At 67.4% G+C, this 15,672-nt stretch carries 16 protein-coding genes; 9 read left to right on the top strand and 7 right to left on the bottom strand.

What is annotated here, in order from left to right; all coding sequences use genetic code 11:
* The first annotated feature begins 3 nt into the window (after positions 1-3).
* The 3 genes from V7Q48_RS08555 (at position 4) to V7Q48_RS08545 (ending at position 4,573) form a co-directional block, all read left to right on the top strand.
* Complete coding sequence (locus tag V7Q48_RS08555) at positions 4-1,239, top strand: penicillin-binding protein activator (RefSeq protein WP_333837531.1); 1,236 nt, start codon at positions 4-6, stop codon at positions 1,237-1,239.
* Positions 1,240-1,336: 97 nt separating this feature from the next.
* Positions 1,337-3,361: a DNA topoisomerase IV subunit B gene (gene parE, locus V7Q48_RS08550; protein ID WP_333837530.1), complete on the top strand. Its 2,025-nt coding sequence runs from the start codon at positions 1,337-1,339 to the stop codon at positions 3,359-3,361.
* Positions 3,362-3,580: 219 nt separating this feature from the next.
* Positions 3,581-4,573 (top strand): hypothetical protein, encoded by a 993-nt coding sequence (locus V7Q48_RS08545; protein WP_333837529.1) that lies wholly within the window; start codon positions 3,581-3,583, stop codon positions 4,571-4,573.
* Positions 4,574-4,589: 16 nt separating this feature from the next.
* Here V7Q48_RS08545 and V7Q48_RS08540 read toward each other — a convergent pair whose 3' ends face one another.
* Entirely contained in the window at positions 4,590-5,387 is a 798-nt protein-coding gene (locus tag V7Q48_RS08540; RefSeq protein ID WP_333837528.1) for a hypothetical protein, read from the bottom strand.
* 125 nt (positions 5,388-5,512) lie between these two features.
* Entirely contained in the window at positions 5,513-6,253 is a 741-nt protein-coding gene (locus V7Q48_RS08535) for a glutathione S-transferase family protein (RefSeq protein WP_333837527.1), read from the bottom strand.
* Between the two features lie 80 nt (positions 6,254-6,333).
* Between V7Q48_RS08535 and V7Q48_RS08530 the strand changes: the two genes are divergently transcribed.
* Entirely contained in the window at positions 6,334-6,765 is a 432-nt protein-coding gene (locus V7Q48_RS08530) for a GFA family protein (protein WP_333837526.1), read from the top strand.
* A gap of 213 nt (positions 6,766-6,978) precedes the next feature.
* Here V7Q48_RS08530 and V7Q48_RS08525 read toward each other — a convergent pair whose 3' ends face one another.
* Both V7Q48_RS08525 and V7Q48_RS08520 read right to left on the bottom strand, forming a co-directional pair.
* Positions 6,979-8,181, bottom strand: a complete 1,203-nt coding sequence (locus V7Q48_RS08525; RefSeq protein ID WP_333837525.1) for an exo-beta-N-acetylmuramidase NamZ family protein — start codon at positions 8,179-8,181, stop codon at positions 6,979-6,981.
* Complete coding sequence (locus V7Q48_RS08520; protein ID WP_333837524.1) at positions 8,178-8,723, bottom strand: DOMON-like domain-containing protein; 546 nt, start codon at positions 8,721-8,723, stop codon at positions 8,178-8,180. The genes V7Q48_RS08525 and V7Q48_RS08520 overlap by 4 nt, the downstream gene beginning before the upstream one ends.
* A 46-nt stretch (positions 8,724-8,769) precedes the next feature.
* Between V7Q48_RS08520 and tyrS the strand changes: the two genes are divergently transcribed.
* The 5 genes from tyrS to V7Q48_RS08495 all read left to right on the top strand — a co-directional run bounded on the left by tyrS (position 8,770) and on the right by V7Q48_RS08495 (position 13,438).
* Positions 8,770-9,996, top strand: a complete 1,227-nt coding sequence (tyrS, locus tag V7Q48_RS08515) for a tyrosine--tRNA ligase (protein WP_333837665.1) — start codon at positions 8,770-8,772, stop codon at positions 9,994-9,996.
* Between the two features lie 109 nt (positions 9,997-10,105).
* Positions 10,106-10,444, top strand: a complete 339-nt coding sequence (locus V7Q48_RS08510) for a PilZ domain-containing protein (RefSeq protein ID WP_333837523.1) — start codon at positions 10,106-10,108, stop codon at positions 10,442-10,444.
* Between the two features lie 110 nt (positions 10,445-10,554).
* Positions 10,555-11,850, top strand: coding sequence for an MFS transporter (locus V7Q48_RS08505; protein ID WP_333837522.1), 1,296 nt, complete (start codon positions 10,555-10,557; stop codon positions 11,848-11,850).
* Positions 11,851-11,879: 29 nt separating this feature from the next.
* Complete coding sequence (cysK, locus tag V7Q48_RS08500; RefSeq protein ID WP_333837521.1) at positions 11,880-12,797, top strand: cysteine synthase A; 918 nt, start codon at positions 11,880-11,882, stop codon at positions 12,795-12,797.
* Positions 12,797-13,438: a dienelactone hydrolase family protein gene (locus tag V7Q48_RS08495; protein ID WP_333837520.1), complete on the top strand. Its 642-nt coding sequence runs from the start codon at positions 12,797-12,799 to the stop codon at positions 13,436-13,438. The genes cysK and V7Q48_RS08495 overlap by 1 nt, the downstream gene beginning before the upstream one ends.
* Positions 13,439-13,494: 56 nt before the next feature.
* On the opposite strand, the gene V7Q48_RS08490 is transcribed toward V7Q48_RS08495, so the two are convergent.
* From V7Q48_RS08490 to V7Q48_RS08480, 3 genes are all read right to left on the bottom strand, one after another.
* The gene (locus V7Q48_RS08490; RefSeq protein WP_333837519.1) at positions 13,495-13,944 is read right to left on the bottom strand and encodes a MerR family transcriptional regulator; all 450 of its coding nucleotides are present in this window, start codon (positions 13,942-13,944) and stop codon (positions 13,495-13,497) included.
* A 33-nt stretch (positions 13,945-13,977) separates the two neighbouring features.
* Positions 13,978-14,361 (bottom strand): phosphoribosyl-AMP cyclohydrolase, encoded by a 384-nt coding sequence (gene hisI, locus V7Q48_RS08485; protein WP_333837518.1) that lies wholly within the window; start codon positions 14,359-14,361, stop codon positions 13,978-13,980.
* A gap of 412 nt (positions 14,362-14,773) precedes the next feature.
* A partial coding sequence (locus V7Q48_RS08480; protein ID WP_442947111.1) for a double zinc ribbon domain-containing protein occupies positions 14,774-15,672 on the bottom strand: 899 nt, incomplete at its 5' end.

The raw sequence follows: 15,672 nt of genomic DNA, 5'->3' as shown, positions 1-15,672 counted from the left end.
TCCATGGACCGGGCTTACGGGAGCGGCAAGCAGATGATGACGGGCAACCACAGCAGCGACGACGCCATGGCAGGCAACGGCGGTTCACCGATGTGGACGCGGCGGGGCCTCGGCCGGCTTGTCGCGCTCTCGCTGCCCGCGGCGCTGCTGGCCGGCTGCGCGGTCATTCCCAAGCCCGGCGGCCAGGCAACCCCGCCGCCTCCGCGCGAGACCGGCCCGCAGGACAACGTGCTGCCCAGCGATTCCGGCCGCCATCGCGTAGCGCTGCTGGTGCCGCTGAGCGGCCCCAACGCCGCGGTCGGCCAGGCCATCGCCAATGCGACGACCATGGCGCTGCTCGACACCAATGCGCAGTCGCTGCGCATCACCACCTATGACACCGGCACGGGTGCGGGTGCCGCCGCAAGCAAGGCCGTGCTTGATGGCAATCGCCTGATCCTCGGCCCGCTGACCTCCGACGACGTCCAGGCCGTGGCTGCGGTGGCCCGTCCGGCCAAGCTGCCGATGATCACCTATTCCAACGACATCGCGGCGGCCGATCGCGACGTCTTCCTCCTCGGCCAGGTCCCCGGCCAGTCGATCGCCCGCGTCATCGGCTATGCCAAGTCGCAGGGGATCAGGACGGTCGGGGCGATCGTGCCCGGCGGCGTCTATGGCCAGCGCGTCGGCGCCGCGCTCACCGACGCGGCGCGCGCCAACGGCCTGACTCTCACAGCGATCGAGGCCTATGACCGCGGCAACACTTCGGCCGCCAGCGCGGTCCGACGCGTCCGGGCCAAGGGCGCGGTCGATGCGCTGGTGATTGCCGATGGCGCCAGGATCGCGCTGCAGGCAGCCCCCTTCGCCAAGGGCATGCGCCTGATCGGCACCGAACTGTGGAGCGGCGACGGCGCCATCGCCCGCAGCCCCGCGATGAAGGGGGCCTGGTTCGCGGCCGTGTCCGACGAGCGCTTCGGCCGCTTCGAACAGTCGTATCGCACCCGCTTTGGCGCCGCACCAGCGCGCATCGCCACGCTGGGCTACGATTCGGTGCTGCTCACGCTCAACATCGCGCGTAGCTGGAAGCCGGGCACCCTGTTCCCGACGGCTAAGCTCTATGACCGCGACGGGTTCATCGGCATGGACGGCGTGTTCCGCTTCAACGCCAACGGCGTTGCCGAACGTGCGCTCGAAGTGCGGCAGGTCGGCGGCGGCAGCGTCGTGACTGTGGCGCGGGCGCCGGCCAAGTTCGCCAACTGACTCGGGCAAAGCCGCCCGCCGACCGTGCGAAATCGGATGGGATAAACCGGCGCGCGCCGCTTGCGCCGGAATCGGTGCGTGTTCTATAGCCGTTCTCATGGCGACAGACGATTCCAGCTCCCTGTTCGACAAGCTGCCCGCGGCCAGTCCGCAGGAAACCTATGACGGTTCGGCCATCGAGGTCCTCGAAGGACTGGAGCCGGTCCGTCGCCGTCCCGGCATGTACATCGGCGGCACGGACGAGCGCGCGCTGCATCACCTCGTCGCCGAAGTGCTAGACAACGCGATGGACGAGGCCGTCGCCGGCCACGCCAACCGGATCGAGGTCACGCTGGAGGCCGCCGAAGGCGCGGCCGGGCGCATCACCATCGCCGATAACGGCCGCGGCATGCCGGTGGACGAACACCCCAAGTATCCGGGCAAGTCCGCGCTCGAGGTGATCCTCACCATGCTGCACTCGGGCGGCAAGTTCTCGGGCAAGGCCTATGCCACGTCGGGCGGCCTGCACGGCGTCGGCATCTCGGTCGTCAACGCGCTGTCGACGCTGACCCGCATCGAGGTCGCGCGCAACAAGGAACTCTACGCGCAGGAGTTCTCGTGCGGTCTGCCCAAGGGGCCGCTGCAGCGGATCGGGAACGCCCCCAATCGCCGTGGCACCACCGTCACGTTCGTGCCCGACGCCGAGATCTTCGGGGCGGAGGCGAAGTTCAAACCCGCACGCCTGTTCCGCCTCGTGCGCTCGAAGGCCTACCTCTTCGCCGGCGTCGACATCCGGTGGAAGTGCGATCCCGCGCTGATTTCCGACGACACCCCGGCGGAGGCGACGTTCCAGTTCCCCGGCGGCCTCGCCGATCACCTCGCCGAACAGGTCAAGGGCCGCGAATGCGTCACCACCGCGCCGTTCACCGGCCGGCAGGACTTTCCGGCCGGGCCCGAGGGCGAGGAAATGGGCCGCGTCGAATGGGCGATCGCCTGGCCCCTGTGGTCCGACGGCGCCTATTCCTGGTATTGCAACACCATCCCCACCCCGGATGGCGGCACGCACGAACAGGGCCTGCGCGCCGCGCTCACCCGCGGCATCCGCGCCTTCGGTGATCTCGTCGGCCAGAAGAAGGCCAAGGACATCACGCCCGAGGACATGATCACCGGCAGCGAGATCATGCTGTCGGTGTTCATCCGCGACCCGCAATTCCAGAGCCAGACCAAGGACCGTCTCACCTCGCCCGAGGCCGCGCGGCTGGTCGAGAACGCGGTACGCGACCACTTCGACCACTTCCTGACCGACAACATGGAGCGCGGCCGCGCGCTACTGGGTGCGGTGATGGAGCGAATGGACGAGCGCCTTCGCCGCAAGGCCGAGCGCGAGGTCAAGCGCAAGACCGCCACCAACGCGCGCAAGCTGCGCCTGCCCGGCAAGCTGACCGACTGCTCGGGCGAAGGTCAGGGCGAGACCGAACTCTTCATCGTCGAGGGCGATTCGGCCGGCGGCAGCGCCAAGCAAGCACGCGATCGCAAGACGCAGGCTATCCTGCCGATCCGCGGCAAGATCCTCAACGTCGCCAGTGCCACGCTCGACAAGATCCGAGCCAACCAGGAAATCGCCGATCTCAACCTCGCGCTGGGCTGTGGCACGCGCAAGGACTGCAACCCCGACGCGCTGCGCTATGACCGCGTCATCATCATGACCGACGCCGACGTCGATGGTGCGCACATCGCGACGCTGCTGATGACCTATTTCTTCCAGGAAATGCCCGAGATCGTGAAGCGCGGACACGTCTATCTCGCGCAGCCGCCGCTCTACCGCCTGACCGCAGGCACCGTCTCCGCCTATGCTCGTGACGACGCGCACCGTGCCGAGCTGGAAAAGACCAAGTTCAAGGGCAAGAAGGTCGAGGTCGGCCGCTTCAAGGGCCTGGGCGAAATGAACCCGCAACAGCTGCGCGAAACGACGATGGCCCCATCGAGCCGCAGCCTCCTGCGCGTGACGCTCCCGCCCGAATACGAAGGCCGCGCCGCGGTGAAGGACCTTGTCGACCGCCTGATGGGCCGCAACCCCGAACACCGCTTCCAGTTCATCCAGAACCGCGCCGGCGACGTGGACCGCGACCTTATCGACGCCTGAGCAGATTTTGGCGGTGATGGTTCAATCGGCATCCTCGCCCAAGGGGCGCGGGATCAGCAAATGGGCTGACCCCAAAGCCGAGCGATCGAGCCCTTGCCAAACCGAACGGGTGCGATAGCTCTTGCCAAAAGGGGCAAGGCTATGCGGCGACCATTCGGATTTCGTGCGACGACCGGGATTTTAGCCTTGGGCATGGCCTTTGCCATCGCCGGTCCCGCCTTGGCCGACGACACCGCCACACCATCGGGCATGATCGTCGTCGACACCGCCGCGCCGTGGACGCACACGCCGACGGGCGTAGTACTGCCGCCTTCGCTCGGCCCGTTCATGCGCACGACACTATCGCAAAGCAGCGCCAATCTCGTCGACGTGTCGATCGGGTATAACGATAACGCCAGCCAGACCACTCTCACGGTCTATGTGTTCCGCGCAGGCTGGCCGCAGGCGTCCTTGTGGGCGGACCGCTTGAGCCAGGCGATGGCTGGTACGGTCGAACGACTGGGCGGAAAGCTAGCGGGTGAGCCGCGGTTTGCCGCGTTCACCCCCAGTGGCCATGCCAGTGCCAGCGCGCTTCGGGTCGTACAGGCGACCGAGGGCGGCAGCATCCGCTCCACCGGGGCCGTCGTGATCCCTGCCGATCCATGGCTCGTGACCATGCGGATGAGCTCGAATACGCTGTCGCCCGGCGAGCTCGACGCCGCACTACTCAAGGCGGCAACCGCGTTGACGGTGCCCGCGCCGAAAACGCCGCTACCGGCGGCGGTGGTGCTCGCGGCCTGCCCGGATGCGCTGGTGTTCAAGCCGGCGCAACGCGGCAAGCGCGACATGCAGCATGCGATCCTGGCCGCGACGTTTATCGTGACGGCAGAGGAGGAGCCGACCAAGGCCGATGCGCAACCGGCCACGGCGCCTGCGCTTTGTCGGGATCCCTCATCCGACCGGACACGCGGCATTTATCGCATTCCCGGGGAAGCCGATCGCTATGTCATCGGGATCGGCGATGCGGGCGTGACCGCCGAGGTTGCCCCCAACCCTGTCTCTGGGGAACTGAAGCGCCCCGCGATCGACCTGACACTGACGATGTTCGAGCGCAAAATGGTGTTTACGCCATTCAAGTCCACGCCAACGGTGGATCAGGTATTGCAGGCGGTCCAGCACGATCGGCCCGAGGCCGTGGTCACCGATGGGCAGAATATCGAGATCGTCCCCTAGGTAGCTCCCCCCTGCCTCAGTTCGGCGCGCCGTCGTCTCCGGCGCCACCGCCTGCATCGTCGGTGCGCTTGCTGCGGATGAAATCGAAGTGGATGCGGACCCAGGCGCCCACCAGCACCTTGCCGTTCTCGCGCGGCGGGCGGACCAGGAATTGCCAGGCGGCCTGACGCAGCACGCGGGCCATGCCCGAGCCGCGGGGGCTTTCGTCGAGTTCCTCGCAATCCTCGACATGATAGGCCGCGACGGTCCGGCACGAAATTTCGGCCCATTTGCCGGTGGACTGGCCGGGGCGCAGGTAGCCGTTGATCTCTGCATCGCGCGGCTCGCGATACCACTGCGCGTTGTAGAGCTTGGAGCCGTCGGGTGCCGAGCCGCTCTTGCCGCCGCCCCCGCCGCCCGCGGAGGCCTGTGCCCCGGCCGCGGCACCGCCGGTCCCCTTGATCTTGCCGATGTCGGTCGCGGCAAAGTCCGAGCGGCTCATGGGGATGAAGCCTTCGGGCCATTGCACCGCCTGCTGGGTCGGCACCACGACCTGCGGCGCGCGCGTGGCGGGGGGCGGCGTGGCGCTCGAGGCCTGGGCCTGTTGCGCCGCCTTCTGCTGTGCGGGCGGTTCGGGCGATTTCTCGCCCGGCGCGGCGGAGAGGGTCACCGCCGTCAGCGTGCCCCCCTCGTGTTTCATCACCGGGTCGTAGAGACCCACCGATACCAGCGCCGCCAGCAACGCCAGCGACATGGCCAGAGCCAGCACGAACGACAGGGAACGGCGGCGAGGATCGGGCGCGCCATAGCGCCCGCCGTCGTCCGCAAGCAGCACGTCTTGCATCGAGGCTCCGTCAGCGGGCGAGGCCAGCGCCACCGCCCGTGGGCGGCCCTATAGCAAGGCCACCTCTGGCAAAACCCTCGATGCGTGCAATTTCCTTCGATGGACGCTCGAAAAAATCAGCGCCGCGCGCCGAGATTTTCCAGCTCCACCCGCTCGTACATGGTCTTGACCGCCGGGCGCGCCGCGATCTGGTCGATCCAGCGCACGAGATGCGGGGTCTCTTCCTTGTTGACCAGGTCCGCAAAGCCGATCTGCATGCCGTTGGCGATGGCAAAATTGCAGATGTCGGCCAGTGTATACTGGCCTTCGACCAGCCACTCGTGATCGGCGAGGTGATCGTCGAGGCGACGGACCGAATAGGCGATCTTGCGCATTTCCTCGTCGAGCATGTCCTGCGGGAAGCCCTCGCGCGCGCGGCGCCACTTGATCTGCTGCTCGACGACCGGGATCGCCTTGACCTTCTCCTCGAACTCCGCGTCGGACAGGTTCTGCACCATCTTGCCGACATAGCGGTGCCAGCCGATCGTCGAGACGCACCAGCAGAAGTATTCGTCGACCCACTTGGTCCACACCCGCATTTGTGCGCGGCCGAAGCTGTCTGCCGGGCGCAGGACGACCTCCGTCGGGTATTCGTCCTCGAGATACTCGCAGATGACGGTGCTCTCGGTCACGACCTTGTCGCCATCCACCAGGGCCGGTACCTGGCCGCGCGGGTTGATCGCCTTGAACCAGTCCGAATGGTGCTCCATCTTCGCCGGATCGAGACGGTTCGCCTCGAACGGCACGCCTTTCTCGAACAGCGTGAGCAGGGGCTTCATCGAATTGGCGGCAGGGCCGAAACTGTAGAGCTTGAGCATGTTTGTCGTTATCCTCTCGGGCTGGGCCGAGCGTACAATTTGTTTGGCTGACTAACAATACCCGATCGGAAGGACATGCCATGAGCTTTACCGGACGCTGCGCCTGCGGAGCGGTCACTGCAACGATCACCGCCGAAGCGCCAGTCGCGGTGCGCCAGTGCTGGTGCCACCAGTGCCAGAAGGTCGCGTCCGGAGGCTCGACCAACAACGCCATTTTCCCGGCAGAAAGCGTGACGGTTTCCGGCGCGCTGGGACAACACGGTTACACCGCACCGTCGGGCAACTCGCTCACGCAGTATTTCTGCCCGCAATGCGGGACCGCGGTCATGGCCCAGTCCTCGGGCCGCATGCACTTGCGCACGTTTCGCCTCGGCTTCCTCGATCCCGGCCACGGGCTTGTCCCCGATACGGTGATCTGGACGGCGGAGGCACCCGAATGGGCACAGGTCGACGACCGGGGTAATGCCTATGCAGATCAGGGACCGCCGCCTGCGGCGCCGGTTGGGCAGTAGGCGGGGTTTATCGTGCTGGGATCGCTGGCGGAGGGTCGGACGATATTCCCCTCCACCACCGCTTCGCGGCGGCCCCCCTCCCCACCAAGTGGGGAGGATCGAGCGAAGGTCCTCCCTGCCGAAAGGCGAGGAGGTGGCAGCGCGGCACGCGCTGACGGAGGGGTGGCCTCGAGCAACCTGCCCTGCCCCACCCCCGCAGGCCGGAAGCGCCGCTCAATAAAGCAAAAAGGGCGCGCGTTCGTCGATCCAGCTGGCTTCGTCGATCGCGGCCAGCGCTTCGAACACCTCGGGCGTGGCGGCGCGATCGTCGACCCAGGCGCGCAGGGCCGGGCCGCCGTTGATGACGTCGATCGCCAGCTTGTCGAGCACGTATTCGTAGGGAAAATCGCGCCACAGCGGGTAGTCGGGATAGAGGTTGCGGATCGCCTTGAACGCGAGGGCCTGCAGGCGCCAGGGCCGGAACGCGGCGTGGTCGTAGAAGGCGCCCTCGGGGTGCAGCATCAGGCCGTGGCACAGCGTGCCGACATGCTTGTGGAAGGTCGGCTCGAACCAGCATTCGCGGATGGCCGTTCCGGCCAGCCATGAGGGGGCCAGGCGCTCCATCTCGGCGCGAACGGAAAGGGCATCGATATCGGGCGCGCCGAACAGCACCTCCAGAGGGCGGGTCGTGCCGCGGCCTTCGGACAGGGTCGTGCCCTCGAGCATGACGGTGCCGGCATAGGCGCGCGCCATGGCCAGGCTGGCGGCATTGGGGCTGGGGTTGATCCAGATGCGGTCCTGCGGCCAGCCGAACCCGGGCGCGCCGTCGGGCTGCCAACCTTCCATGGTGACGACCCGGTAATCGACGTCGAGGCCGTAGTGCGCGATGAACCAGTGGCCCATTTCGCCCAGCGTCATGCCATGGCGCATCGGCATCGGCCCCGCACCGACGAAGCTTTCCCAGCCCGGCACCAGCCGAGTGCCCTCGACTGGGCGGCCGGCGGGATTGGGACGATCGAGCACCCACACCGCCTTCCCGGTGCCGTGGCACGCCTCGAGCAGGTAGAGCAGCGTGGTGACGAAGGTGTAGATCCGGCAGCCGAGGTCCTGCAGGTCGAACAGGAATACGTCGGCGCTGTCGGTCATCGCGGCGGTCGGGCGGCGCACTTCGCCGTAGAGGCTGAAGATCGGGATGCCATGGACCGGATCGCGGTAATCGGGCGATTCGACCATGTTGTCCTGCTTGTCGCCCTTCAGCCCATGCTGCGGCCCGAAGGCGGCGGTCAGCGTCACGCCGGGACAGGCGGCCAGCGCGTCGAGCGCGTGGACGAGGTCGTGCGTCAGCGAGGCGGGGTGCGCGACGAGCGCGGTGCGACGGCCGGCGAGCGGCGCGCGCAGTTCGGGTTCGGCCAGCAGGCGATCCAGTCCGGTCTTCATGGCTGCTGCGGTGCCTCAACCCGCGCAGCGAAGCAAGCCGCGTGGTGGAAATCGGCCCGGCCCGGCGGATGCGCCAGCGCCCAGTACGATTTGACCCCGCCCGCCTCTTCCAGCACCGCCGATAGGCCGATGCGCCATGGGAGCGGCGGCAGTCCGGCGCGCGGGATGGCAACGTCGAAGATCAGCACGTCCTGCCCGCGGCGGGGGGTGAGGACCGGCTGGCGCGGCAGCGGGCGCGGCGCCATGCCGTCGCGATAGCCGTCGAAATCGTACGCCGCCCAGCTTTCCGAAGGGGCGAAGTTGAATTCGGCATAGCCGCCCTCCCCCGCCTCCTCGGCCAGGAACATCTCGAAGCAGGTCGATTGCCACAGGCCGTCCTGCCGTGCCCGGCCGGCAAACGCGGGGATGACGAGCGCGGTGGTGCCCTCGACCCGCCAGCGCAGGCACAGCCAGTGCTCATCCATGGTCGTGATGCGCGCAGTCGCGCTGCGGATGGCGACCGGAGGATGGTCGGGATGCGGGGCGAGCGGCGCCGGTTCCAAGGCACGTCCTTTCATGCTAGGCGCCCCGCTCCACTTCGAGGCACCCATGACCGAATACAAGTCCGACCTGCTGCGCCTGCTGTCCGAGCGGGGCCATATCCACCAGTTGACCGATGCCGAGGGTCTCGATGCCCTCGCGGCCAAGGAAATCGTGGTAGGCTATAATGGCTATGACGCCACCGCGCCATCGCTCCATGTCGGCAACCTCGCCTCGGTCATGCTGCTGCGGCGCCTGCAACAGGCCGGACACAAGCCGATCGCGCTGATGGGCGGCGGCACCACCAAGATCGGCGATCCGTCCGGCAAGGATGCCAGCCGCCAGATGCTGACCGACGAGCTGATCGCCGGCAACATCGCCGGGATCCGCACGGTATTCGATCGCCTGCTGACCTTCGACGACAGCGCGACCGGCGCGGTCATGGTCAACAACGACGAATGGCTGTCGGAGCTGGGCTATATCGAGCTGCTGCGCATGGTCGGCCCGCACTTCACGGTCAACCGCATGCTGACGTTCGACTCGGTCAAGCTGCGGCTCGATCGCGAACAGCCGCTGACCTTCCTCGAATTCAACTACATGATCCTCCAGGCTTACGACTTTCGCGAGCTGGCGCTGCGCCATGGCTGCCGCGTGCAGTTCGGCGGATCGGACCAGTGGGGCAACATCGTCAACGGCATCGAGCTGACCCGGCGCATGAACGGGATCGAGCTGTTCGGCGCGACCACGCCGCTGCTGACCACGGCCGACGGCGCCAAGATGGGCAAGTCGGTCAACGGCGCGGTCTGGCTCAACGAGGCGCAGCTGCCGAACTACGATTTCTGGCAGTTCTGGCGCAACACCGACGACCGCGACGTGGGCCGTTTCCTGCGCATCTTCACCGACGTGCCGCTCGACGAGATCGCCCGGCTCGAGGCGCTGCAGGGCAGCGAGATCAACGCCGCCAAGACCGTGCTGGCCAATGAGGTCACCGCGCTGGTGCGCGGCCGCGAGGCAGCGGACGCTGCGGAAGCGACTGCCAAGGCGACGTTCGCCGGCGGCGGGCTCGGGCAGGACCTGCCGACCGTGATCGTCGGCGAAGGTCGCATCGGCGTAATCGACGCGCTGCTGCAACTGGGCTTCGCGGCCAGCCGCGGCGAGGCCAAGCGCCTCATCGCCGGTGGCGGTGCGCGTCTCGATGGCGAGCCGCTTGCCGACGAAACCGCGACCATCGAGGTCGGGGCCGAGCGCCGCCTGTCGTCGGGCAAGAAGAAGCACGGCATCCTCAAGCCGGCCTGAAGGCAGGCCGTTGCCGCGGCGCGGCATGCCGGTGCCGCGTCTTTACGAAATGTCAGCCATTCCAGGGTATGCCTGCCGGACCTGAGTATCTCATCCGGCAGGAGACCACATGTCCGGCGGCGCGCAGCTATCAGTGACCGACCTGCGCCGGTCCACCCGACACCCCGTGCACCTTCCCGTCATCGGGGAGCATCGGCGGCTGGGCGATGTCATGCTGAACATCGTCAACGTCTCGACCACCGGCTTCATGGTACGCGATACGCTCGACCTCGGCCGGGGCGAGCGGGTGACGCTGCGCCTGCCGCATATCGGCCGGATCGAGGCCTTCCTCGTGTGGTCCGACGAGACACGCGCCGGCTTCCAGTTCGAGCGGATCATCCGGCAGGACGACTTCACGAAGATGATCAAGCAGTTGCAGCCCAATGCCCGGCTGCGTGGCAAGGGCTGATCAGGCTAAGTCCTGCCATGGTCGTTTCTTACGACCGATGATTTTTCCCAATCTGCAGGCAAGTAATTGTTCGCTTGGCAAAGCACGTACGCACTGCCACAGACGCGGGCGTGACCGAAAGCGCCCCCCTGCCGCCCGCTGCCGGGCCGACCTCACCGTTCCAGATTCCTGACTATCGCCGCTTCTGGGTGGCCCGCCTGTTCTCGGTCGTGGCGACCTCGGGCATGGTCGTGGTGCTCGGGTACCAGCTCTATGACGTCGCGCGCGGCCAGTACGGCATGGACATCAAGCAGGCCGCGTTCATGCTCGGCCTCGTCGGGCTGGTCCAGTTCATTCCGCAATTCCTGCTCACCCCGGTGGCCGGCGTCGTCGCGGATCGCTTCGACCGGCGGCTGGTGACGGGTCTGACGATGGTGCTGGACTGCAGCGTCGCGTTCGTGCTGGCCGTGGCAACCGGGTTTCATGCCCTGTCATTGCCGCTGCTTTTCGCGCTTGCCGCCGCCCACGGCACGGCGCGCGTGTTCATCGGCCCCGCCCTGTCGTCGATCGCGCCCAACATCGTGCCGGCGCCGCTGATGCCGCGCGCGATCGCGATCAACTCGATGGCCTGGCAGATCGGCTCGATGGCCGGACCGGCGCTCGCCGGCGTCCTTTTCGCGATCTACGGCGCCCTGCCTTATGCAGTGTCGAGCGCGCTGCTCGCCATTGCCGCGATCGGCGCCTTCGGCATCCGCCGCCTTCCCCCGCCGGCGGAAAACAGCAAGGCGCATCCGGTGCGCCAGATCGCCGATGGGTTCCGGTTCGTGTGGAAGGACCGCTTCCTGCTCGGCTGCATCACGCTCGACCTGTTCGCCGTGCTGCTCGGCGGCGCGACCGCGCTGCTGCCGGTCTATGCGCGCGACGTGCTGACCTTCGACGGGCAGCCGATCGGCTCCTATGGCCTTGGCATCATGCGCGCGATGCCCGGGCTCGGCGCTGCACTGGTGGCGACCGCACTATCGCGCCGTCCGGTCGAGCGCGAGGTGGGCACCAAGATGCTGCTGGCCGTGGCCGTGTTCGGTGTCGGCACGATTGCCTTCGGCCTGTCGCGCAACCTGTGGTTGTCGCTGGCGATGCTGGTGCTGATCGGCGCGGCGGACATGGTCTCGGTCTTCATCCGCAGCACGCTGGTCCAGTTGCACACACCGGATGCGGTGCGCGGGCGCGTGTCGGCGATCTCGGGCCTTGCCATTTCGTGCTCGAACGAGCTGGGCGAGATGCAGTCGGGCGTGGCAGCGGCGCTGCTCGGCGCAACCGGGGCTGTTGTGTTCGGCGGCGTCGGTGCGATAGTCGTTACCCTGGCATGGGCCATCGGGTTTCCGGAACTGCGCCGCGCCCGGACCTTTGCCGCAAAGTATCAATCCTGACCGCTCACCACCAAAGGAGCACACGCGACATGAAAGCGGATTCCATTCTCGCCACCATCGGCAACACGCCGCATGTTCGCCTGTCCCGCCTGTTTCCCGACCACGAGGTATGGGTGAAGAGCGAGCGCACCAATCCCGGTGGCTCGATCAAGGACCGGATCGCCCTCGCCCTGATCGAGGATGCCGAGGCCAGCGGCGCGCTGCAGCCCGGTGGCACCATCGTCGAACCCACATCGGGTAACACCGGCATCGGCCTTGCCATGGTCGCTGCGGTCAAGGGCTACAAGCTCGTGCTGGTCATGCCCGAATCGATGTCGATCGAACGGCGCCGGCTGATGCTCGCCTATGGCGCGACGTTCGACCTCACCCCGCGCGAAAAGGGCATGAAGGGCGCGATCTCGCGCGCGCAGGAACTCGTCGCCTCGACGCCTGGCGCCTGGATGCCGCAGCAGTTCGACAACCCGGCCAATGTCGCGGTGCACGTGCGCACGACCGCGCAGGAAATCCTCGCCGACTTTGCCGACAGCCCGATCGATGCGATCATTACCGGCGTCGGCACGGGTGGCCACCTGACCGGTTGCGCGGAAGAGCTGAAGAAGCACTGGTCCGGCCTCAAGGCCTACGCCGTCGAGCCGACACTGTCGCCGGTGATCTCGGGCGGCCAGCCGGCCCCCCACCCGATCCAGGGCATTGGCGCCGGCTTCATCCCCGGCAACCTGCACACGCAATCGATCGACGGCGTGATCCAGGTCGAGCCCGCCGCGGCCAAGGAATGGGCACGCCGCTCGGCCCGCGAGGAAGGCATCCTCGTCGGCATTTCCTCGGGCGCCACGCTGGCCGCGATCGCGCAGAAGCTGGGCGAATTGCCCACCGGCAGCCGCGTGCTCGGCTTCAACTACGACACCGGCGAGCGCTATCTCTCGGTGCCGGACTTCCTGCCCGAGTGATGGCCATGGCGCTGGAACAGATCGATTATTCGCACGACGGCGTCGCGCTGACGGGGTGGCTCGCCCGCCCCGAACGCGCGGCCCGCGGGGCCATCCTGATCCTGCCGACCATCGTCAATCACAACGCCGCCATGGCGCGCCGGGCGCAGATGCTGGCCGATGCCGGCTTCATCGCCATGGTCGCGGACTTCTACGGGGAACCGGTCGCAGACTTTGCCGCCTCGCGCCCCTTGGCCGATAATTTGCGCGCCGATGTCGACCACTATCGCGCGCGGCTGTTCGCCGGGCTCCACGCGCTCGCCTTAGCGGCACCCGGCCTGACGCTCTCGGCCATTGGGTATTGCATGGGTGGGCAGGCTGCGCTCGAATTGGCGCGGGCCGGGGCACCGCTGGCACTGGCCGCCAGTTTCCACGGCATTCTTTCGAGCGGACGCCCCGCCACGGCCGAAACGCCGATCGCGGCGCGGATCTACGTGGCGCACGGCGATGCCGACCCCATGGTCCCACGCGAGCTAGTCATGGCATTCTGGGAAGAAATGGACGCCGCCGGGGCGAACTGGCACTTCCATTCCTATTCCGGGGTCAAGCACGGGTTCACCGATCCCGGCAGCGATGGCCGGGGGATGGACGCCATCGGCTAGGATGCCAGCGCCGATCGCCAGTCCTGGCTGGGGCTGACCGGCCTGCTCGACGAACTCTACGCCTGAGGCGGATCGACCTCGCCGTCCATCTGCACCAGCTGGGCGACGAAACTTTCGAGGTCGGCGATGGTCGAGGCGATGTCCTGCTGTTGCAGGTGCAGCGCCTCGATGCGCTCGCGGCACTTGGCGATGGTCACGCGGCGCTGCTGGACGCGTCCGTCCCCCAGGTCGTAGAGGTCGATCATCTCACGGATGTCGGCCAGGCTGAAGCCCACGTTCTTCGCGCGCATGATCCACGCAAGCCTTGCCCGGTCCCGCCGTGAATAGATCCGCGACGTGCCCTGCCGCGTCGGCGCGATCAGACCCTCGTCCTCGTAGAAGCGCAGCGCCCTGGCGGTGACGGCGAATTCGGCACAGAGGTCGCTGATCGTGAACCGGTCGCGCGCCAGCGCATCGGGGCGATCGATGTGCGCGGAATGGTCGGGAAGCGAAGGCTCTGGCTCCATGGGCCGGAGCATAACGCGCACCTTACGTAAACGTCAAACGGCAATCTGCTCGAGCGTGCCGTCCTCGGCTATGCGACGATAGAAGCAACTTTGCGCCAGGGTGTGGCACGCAGGCCCGGCGGGTTCGACGCGAAGTTCCAGCGCGTCCTGGTCGCAATCGACGCGGATCTCGATCACCTTGAGCACGTGCCCCGAGGTTTCCCCCTTCATCCACTGCTTTTGCCGCGAGCGCGACCAGAAGTGCGCGAGCCCGGTTTCGCGCGTGCGGGCGATCGCCTCGGCATCCATGTGCGCGAGCATCAGCAATTGGCCGTTGCGATGGTCGATGGCCACCGCCGTCACCAGCCCCGCAGCATCGAAGCGCGGCATGAAGGCGGTGCCCTGTTCGCGCAGGGTCGCATCGCTATCGGCAGACATCGCTGGTAATTCCTCCGTCCAATTCCTGCACCCTCGCGACAAATGTTGCAGGATAACCACAAGTTCGCGGCAAAATCGGGTGCCCTTGCGGGTTTCCCTTCCTTCCCGGCACGCAATCGTCAAGAAAGAACCTGCGGTTTGAGGGAACCGCATACTGAACCGCCGCAAGGCGGCGCGGAAAGCGCCAAAGTTCAGGGATACGCGAGGGACCGGTTCCCAGCTGACCCTTCATCAAGAAGGGCGCGGGCATCCGGAGATTTTGATGGCGGGGCTACGGTCAGGGCCGAGAGGGAGCCCCGTTCATCACGAGGTATCGAGTTGGGGGTTTTTCGGGTTTCATATCCGTTCGTCACGAGACGCCCGGGGCTTCGCGCTCCGGGCGTTTTCGATTCCGGGTGTTGTCGATCCAGACCTACCCCGCCGCGGCGGTCATCACCGACGCCCCTGCCTCGCCCTCGGGCAAGACGCGCGCAAAGCACACGATCCTGACCCGCACCGCTCCGGCCTTGCGCAGCGCGCGAATGCACGCATCCGTGGTTGCGCCGCTTGTCAGGACATCGTCGACGAGCAGCACCTGCGCACCGCGAAACCTATCGGCATGCCGCGGCCTCACGCCGATCGCACCGCGCAGCACGTCCGCCCGCGCCTTGCGGCCAAGGCCGCCCAGCGACGGCGTCCGCTTGTGCCGCACGAGGCCATCGACCAGCAGGCGCTGACCCGTCGCCCGTGCGATCGGGGCGGCAAGCAGTGCGGACTGGTTGTAGCCCCGCTGCCACAGGCGCCAGCGATGGAGAGGTACGGGAACGACCAGCCAATCGCCCTCGAGTGGTGGCAGGCGCGCGATCATGAGGCGCGCCATCAGCCCGCCAAGCCCGATCTTGCGCCCGTGCTTGAAGCCCAGGACCAGTGCCCGCGTCGCATCGCCATAGAGGGTCGCCGCAGCGATCCCGTCGTGGCGCGGCGGCTCGGCCATGCAGGGCGCACAGAGCAGATCGCCGGTCGCTACCACGCCGTCCCCCAGCGGGCGCTGGCACAAGCTGCAAGCCGGATCCCCCGGAATGTCGAGCGCGGACCAGCAAACAGCACAAAGGCCGCCATGCCGGGCCAGCGTGTCGCGGCAGACCGGACAGCGCGGTGGAAACAGCAGGTCGATCACGGGGGCCAGCCGGCCGGAGACGTCCATGGGGGCAATCTGCCGTGGCCGGAGGCTGTCGCGCAAGGTGGCCGCACCAAAGCGGAAGGACTTGGCAATCGCGCGTGCAGCGGGCAGGCAGCGGGCCATGGCGACTCCCCCCGACGCACCCCGCACCC

Origin of the sequence: Novosphingobium sp., from assembly GCF_036803765.1 — a bacterium.
Classification (GTDB): Bacteria; Pseudomonadota; Alphaproteobacteria; order Sphingomonadales; family Sphingomonadaceae; genus Novosphingobium.
This window is presented reverse-complemented; position numbering and strand designations above follow the sequence as displayed.

What these genes read in the sequence shown, in the direction of transcription:
- cysK (WP_333837521.1), top strand. Translation starts at nt 11,880, where the DNA reads ATGAAAGCGGATTCCATTCTCGCCACCATCGGCAACACGCCGCATGTT.
- V7Q48_RS08490 (WP_333837519.1), bottom strand. Translation starts at nt 13,944, where the DNA reads ATGGAGCCAGAGCCTTCGCTTCCCGACCATTCCGCGCACATCGATCGC.
- hisI (WP_333837518.1), bottom strand. Translation starts at nt 14,361, where the DNA reads ATGTCTGCCGATAGCGATGCGACCCTGCGCGAACAGGGCACCGCCTTC.
- V7Q48_RS08535 (WP_333837527.1), bottom strand. Translation starts at nt 6,253, where the DNA reads ATGCTCAAGCTCTACAGTTTCGGCCCTGCCGCCAATTCGATGAAGCCC.
- V7Q48_RS08510 (WP_333837523.1), top strand. Translation starts at nt 10,106, where the DNA reads ATGTCCGGCGGCGCGCAGCTATCAGTGACCGACCTGCGCCGGTCCACC.
- parE (WP_333837530.1), top strand. Translation starts at nt 1,337, where the DNA reads ATGGCGACAGACGATTCCAGCTCCCTGTTCGACAAGCTGCCCGCGGCC.
- V7Q48_RS08530 (WP_333837526.1), top strand. Translation starts at nt 6,334, where the DNA reads ATGAGCTTTACCGGACGCTGCGCCTGCGGAGCGGTCACTGCAACGATC.
- V7Q48_RS08555 (WP_333837531.1), top strand. Translation starts at nt 4, where the DNA reads ATGGACCGGGCTTACGGGAGCGGCAAGCAGATGATGACGGGCAACCAC.
- V7Q48_RS08525 (WP_333837525.1), bottom strand. Translation starts at nt 8,181, where the DNA reads ATGAAGACCGGACTGGATCGCCTGCTGGCCGAACCCGAACTGCGCGCG.
- V7Q48_RS08495 (WP_333837520.1), top strand. Translation starts at nt 12,797, where the DNA reads ATGGCCATGGCGCTGGAACAGATCGATTATTCGCACGACGGCGTCGCG.
- tyrS (WP_333837665.1), top strand. Translation starts at nt 8,770, where the DNA reads ATGACCGAATACAAGTCCGACCTGCTGCGCCTGCTGTCCGAGCGGGGC.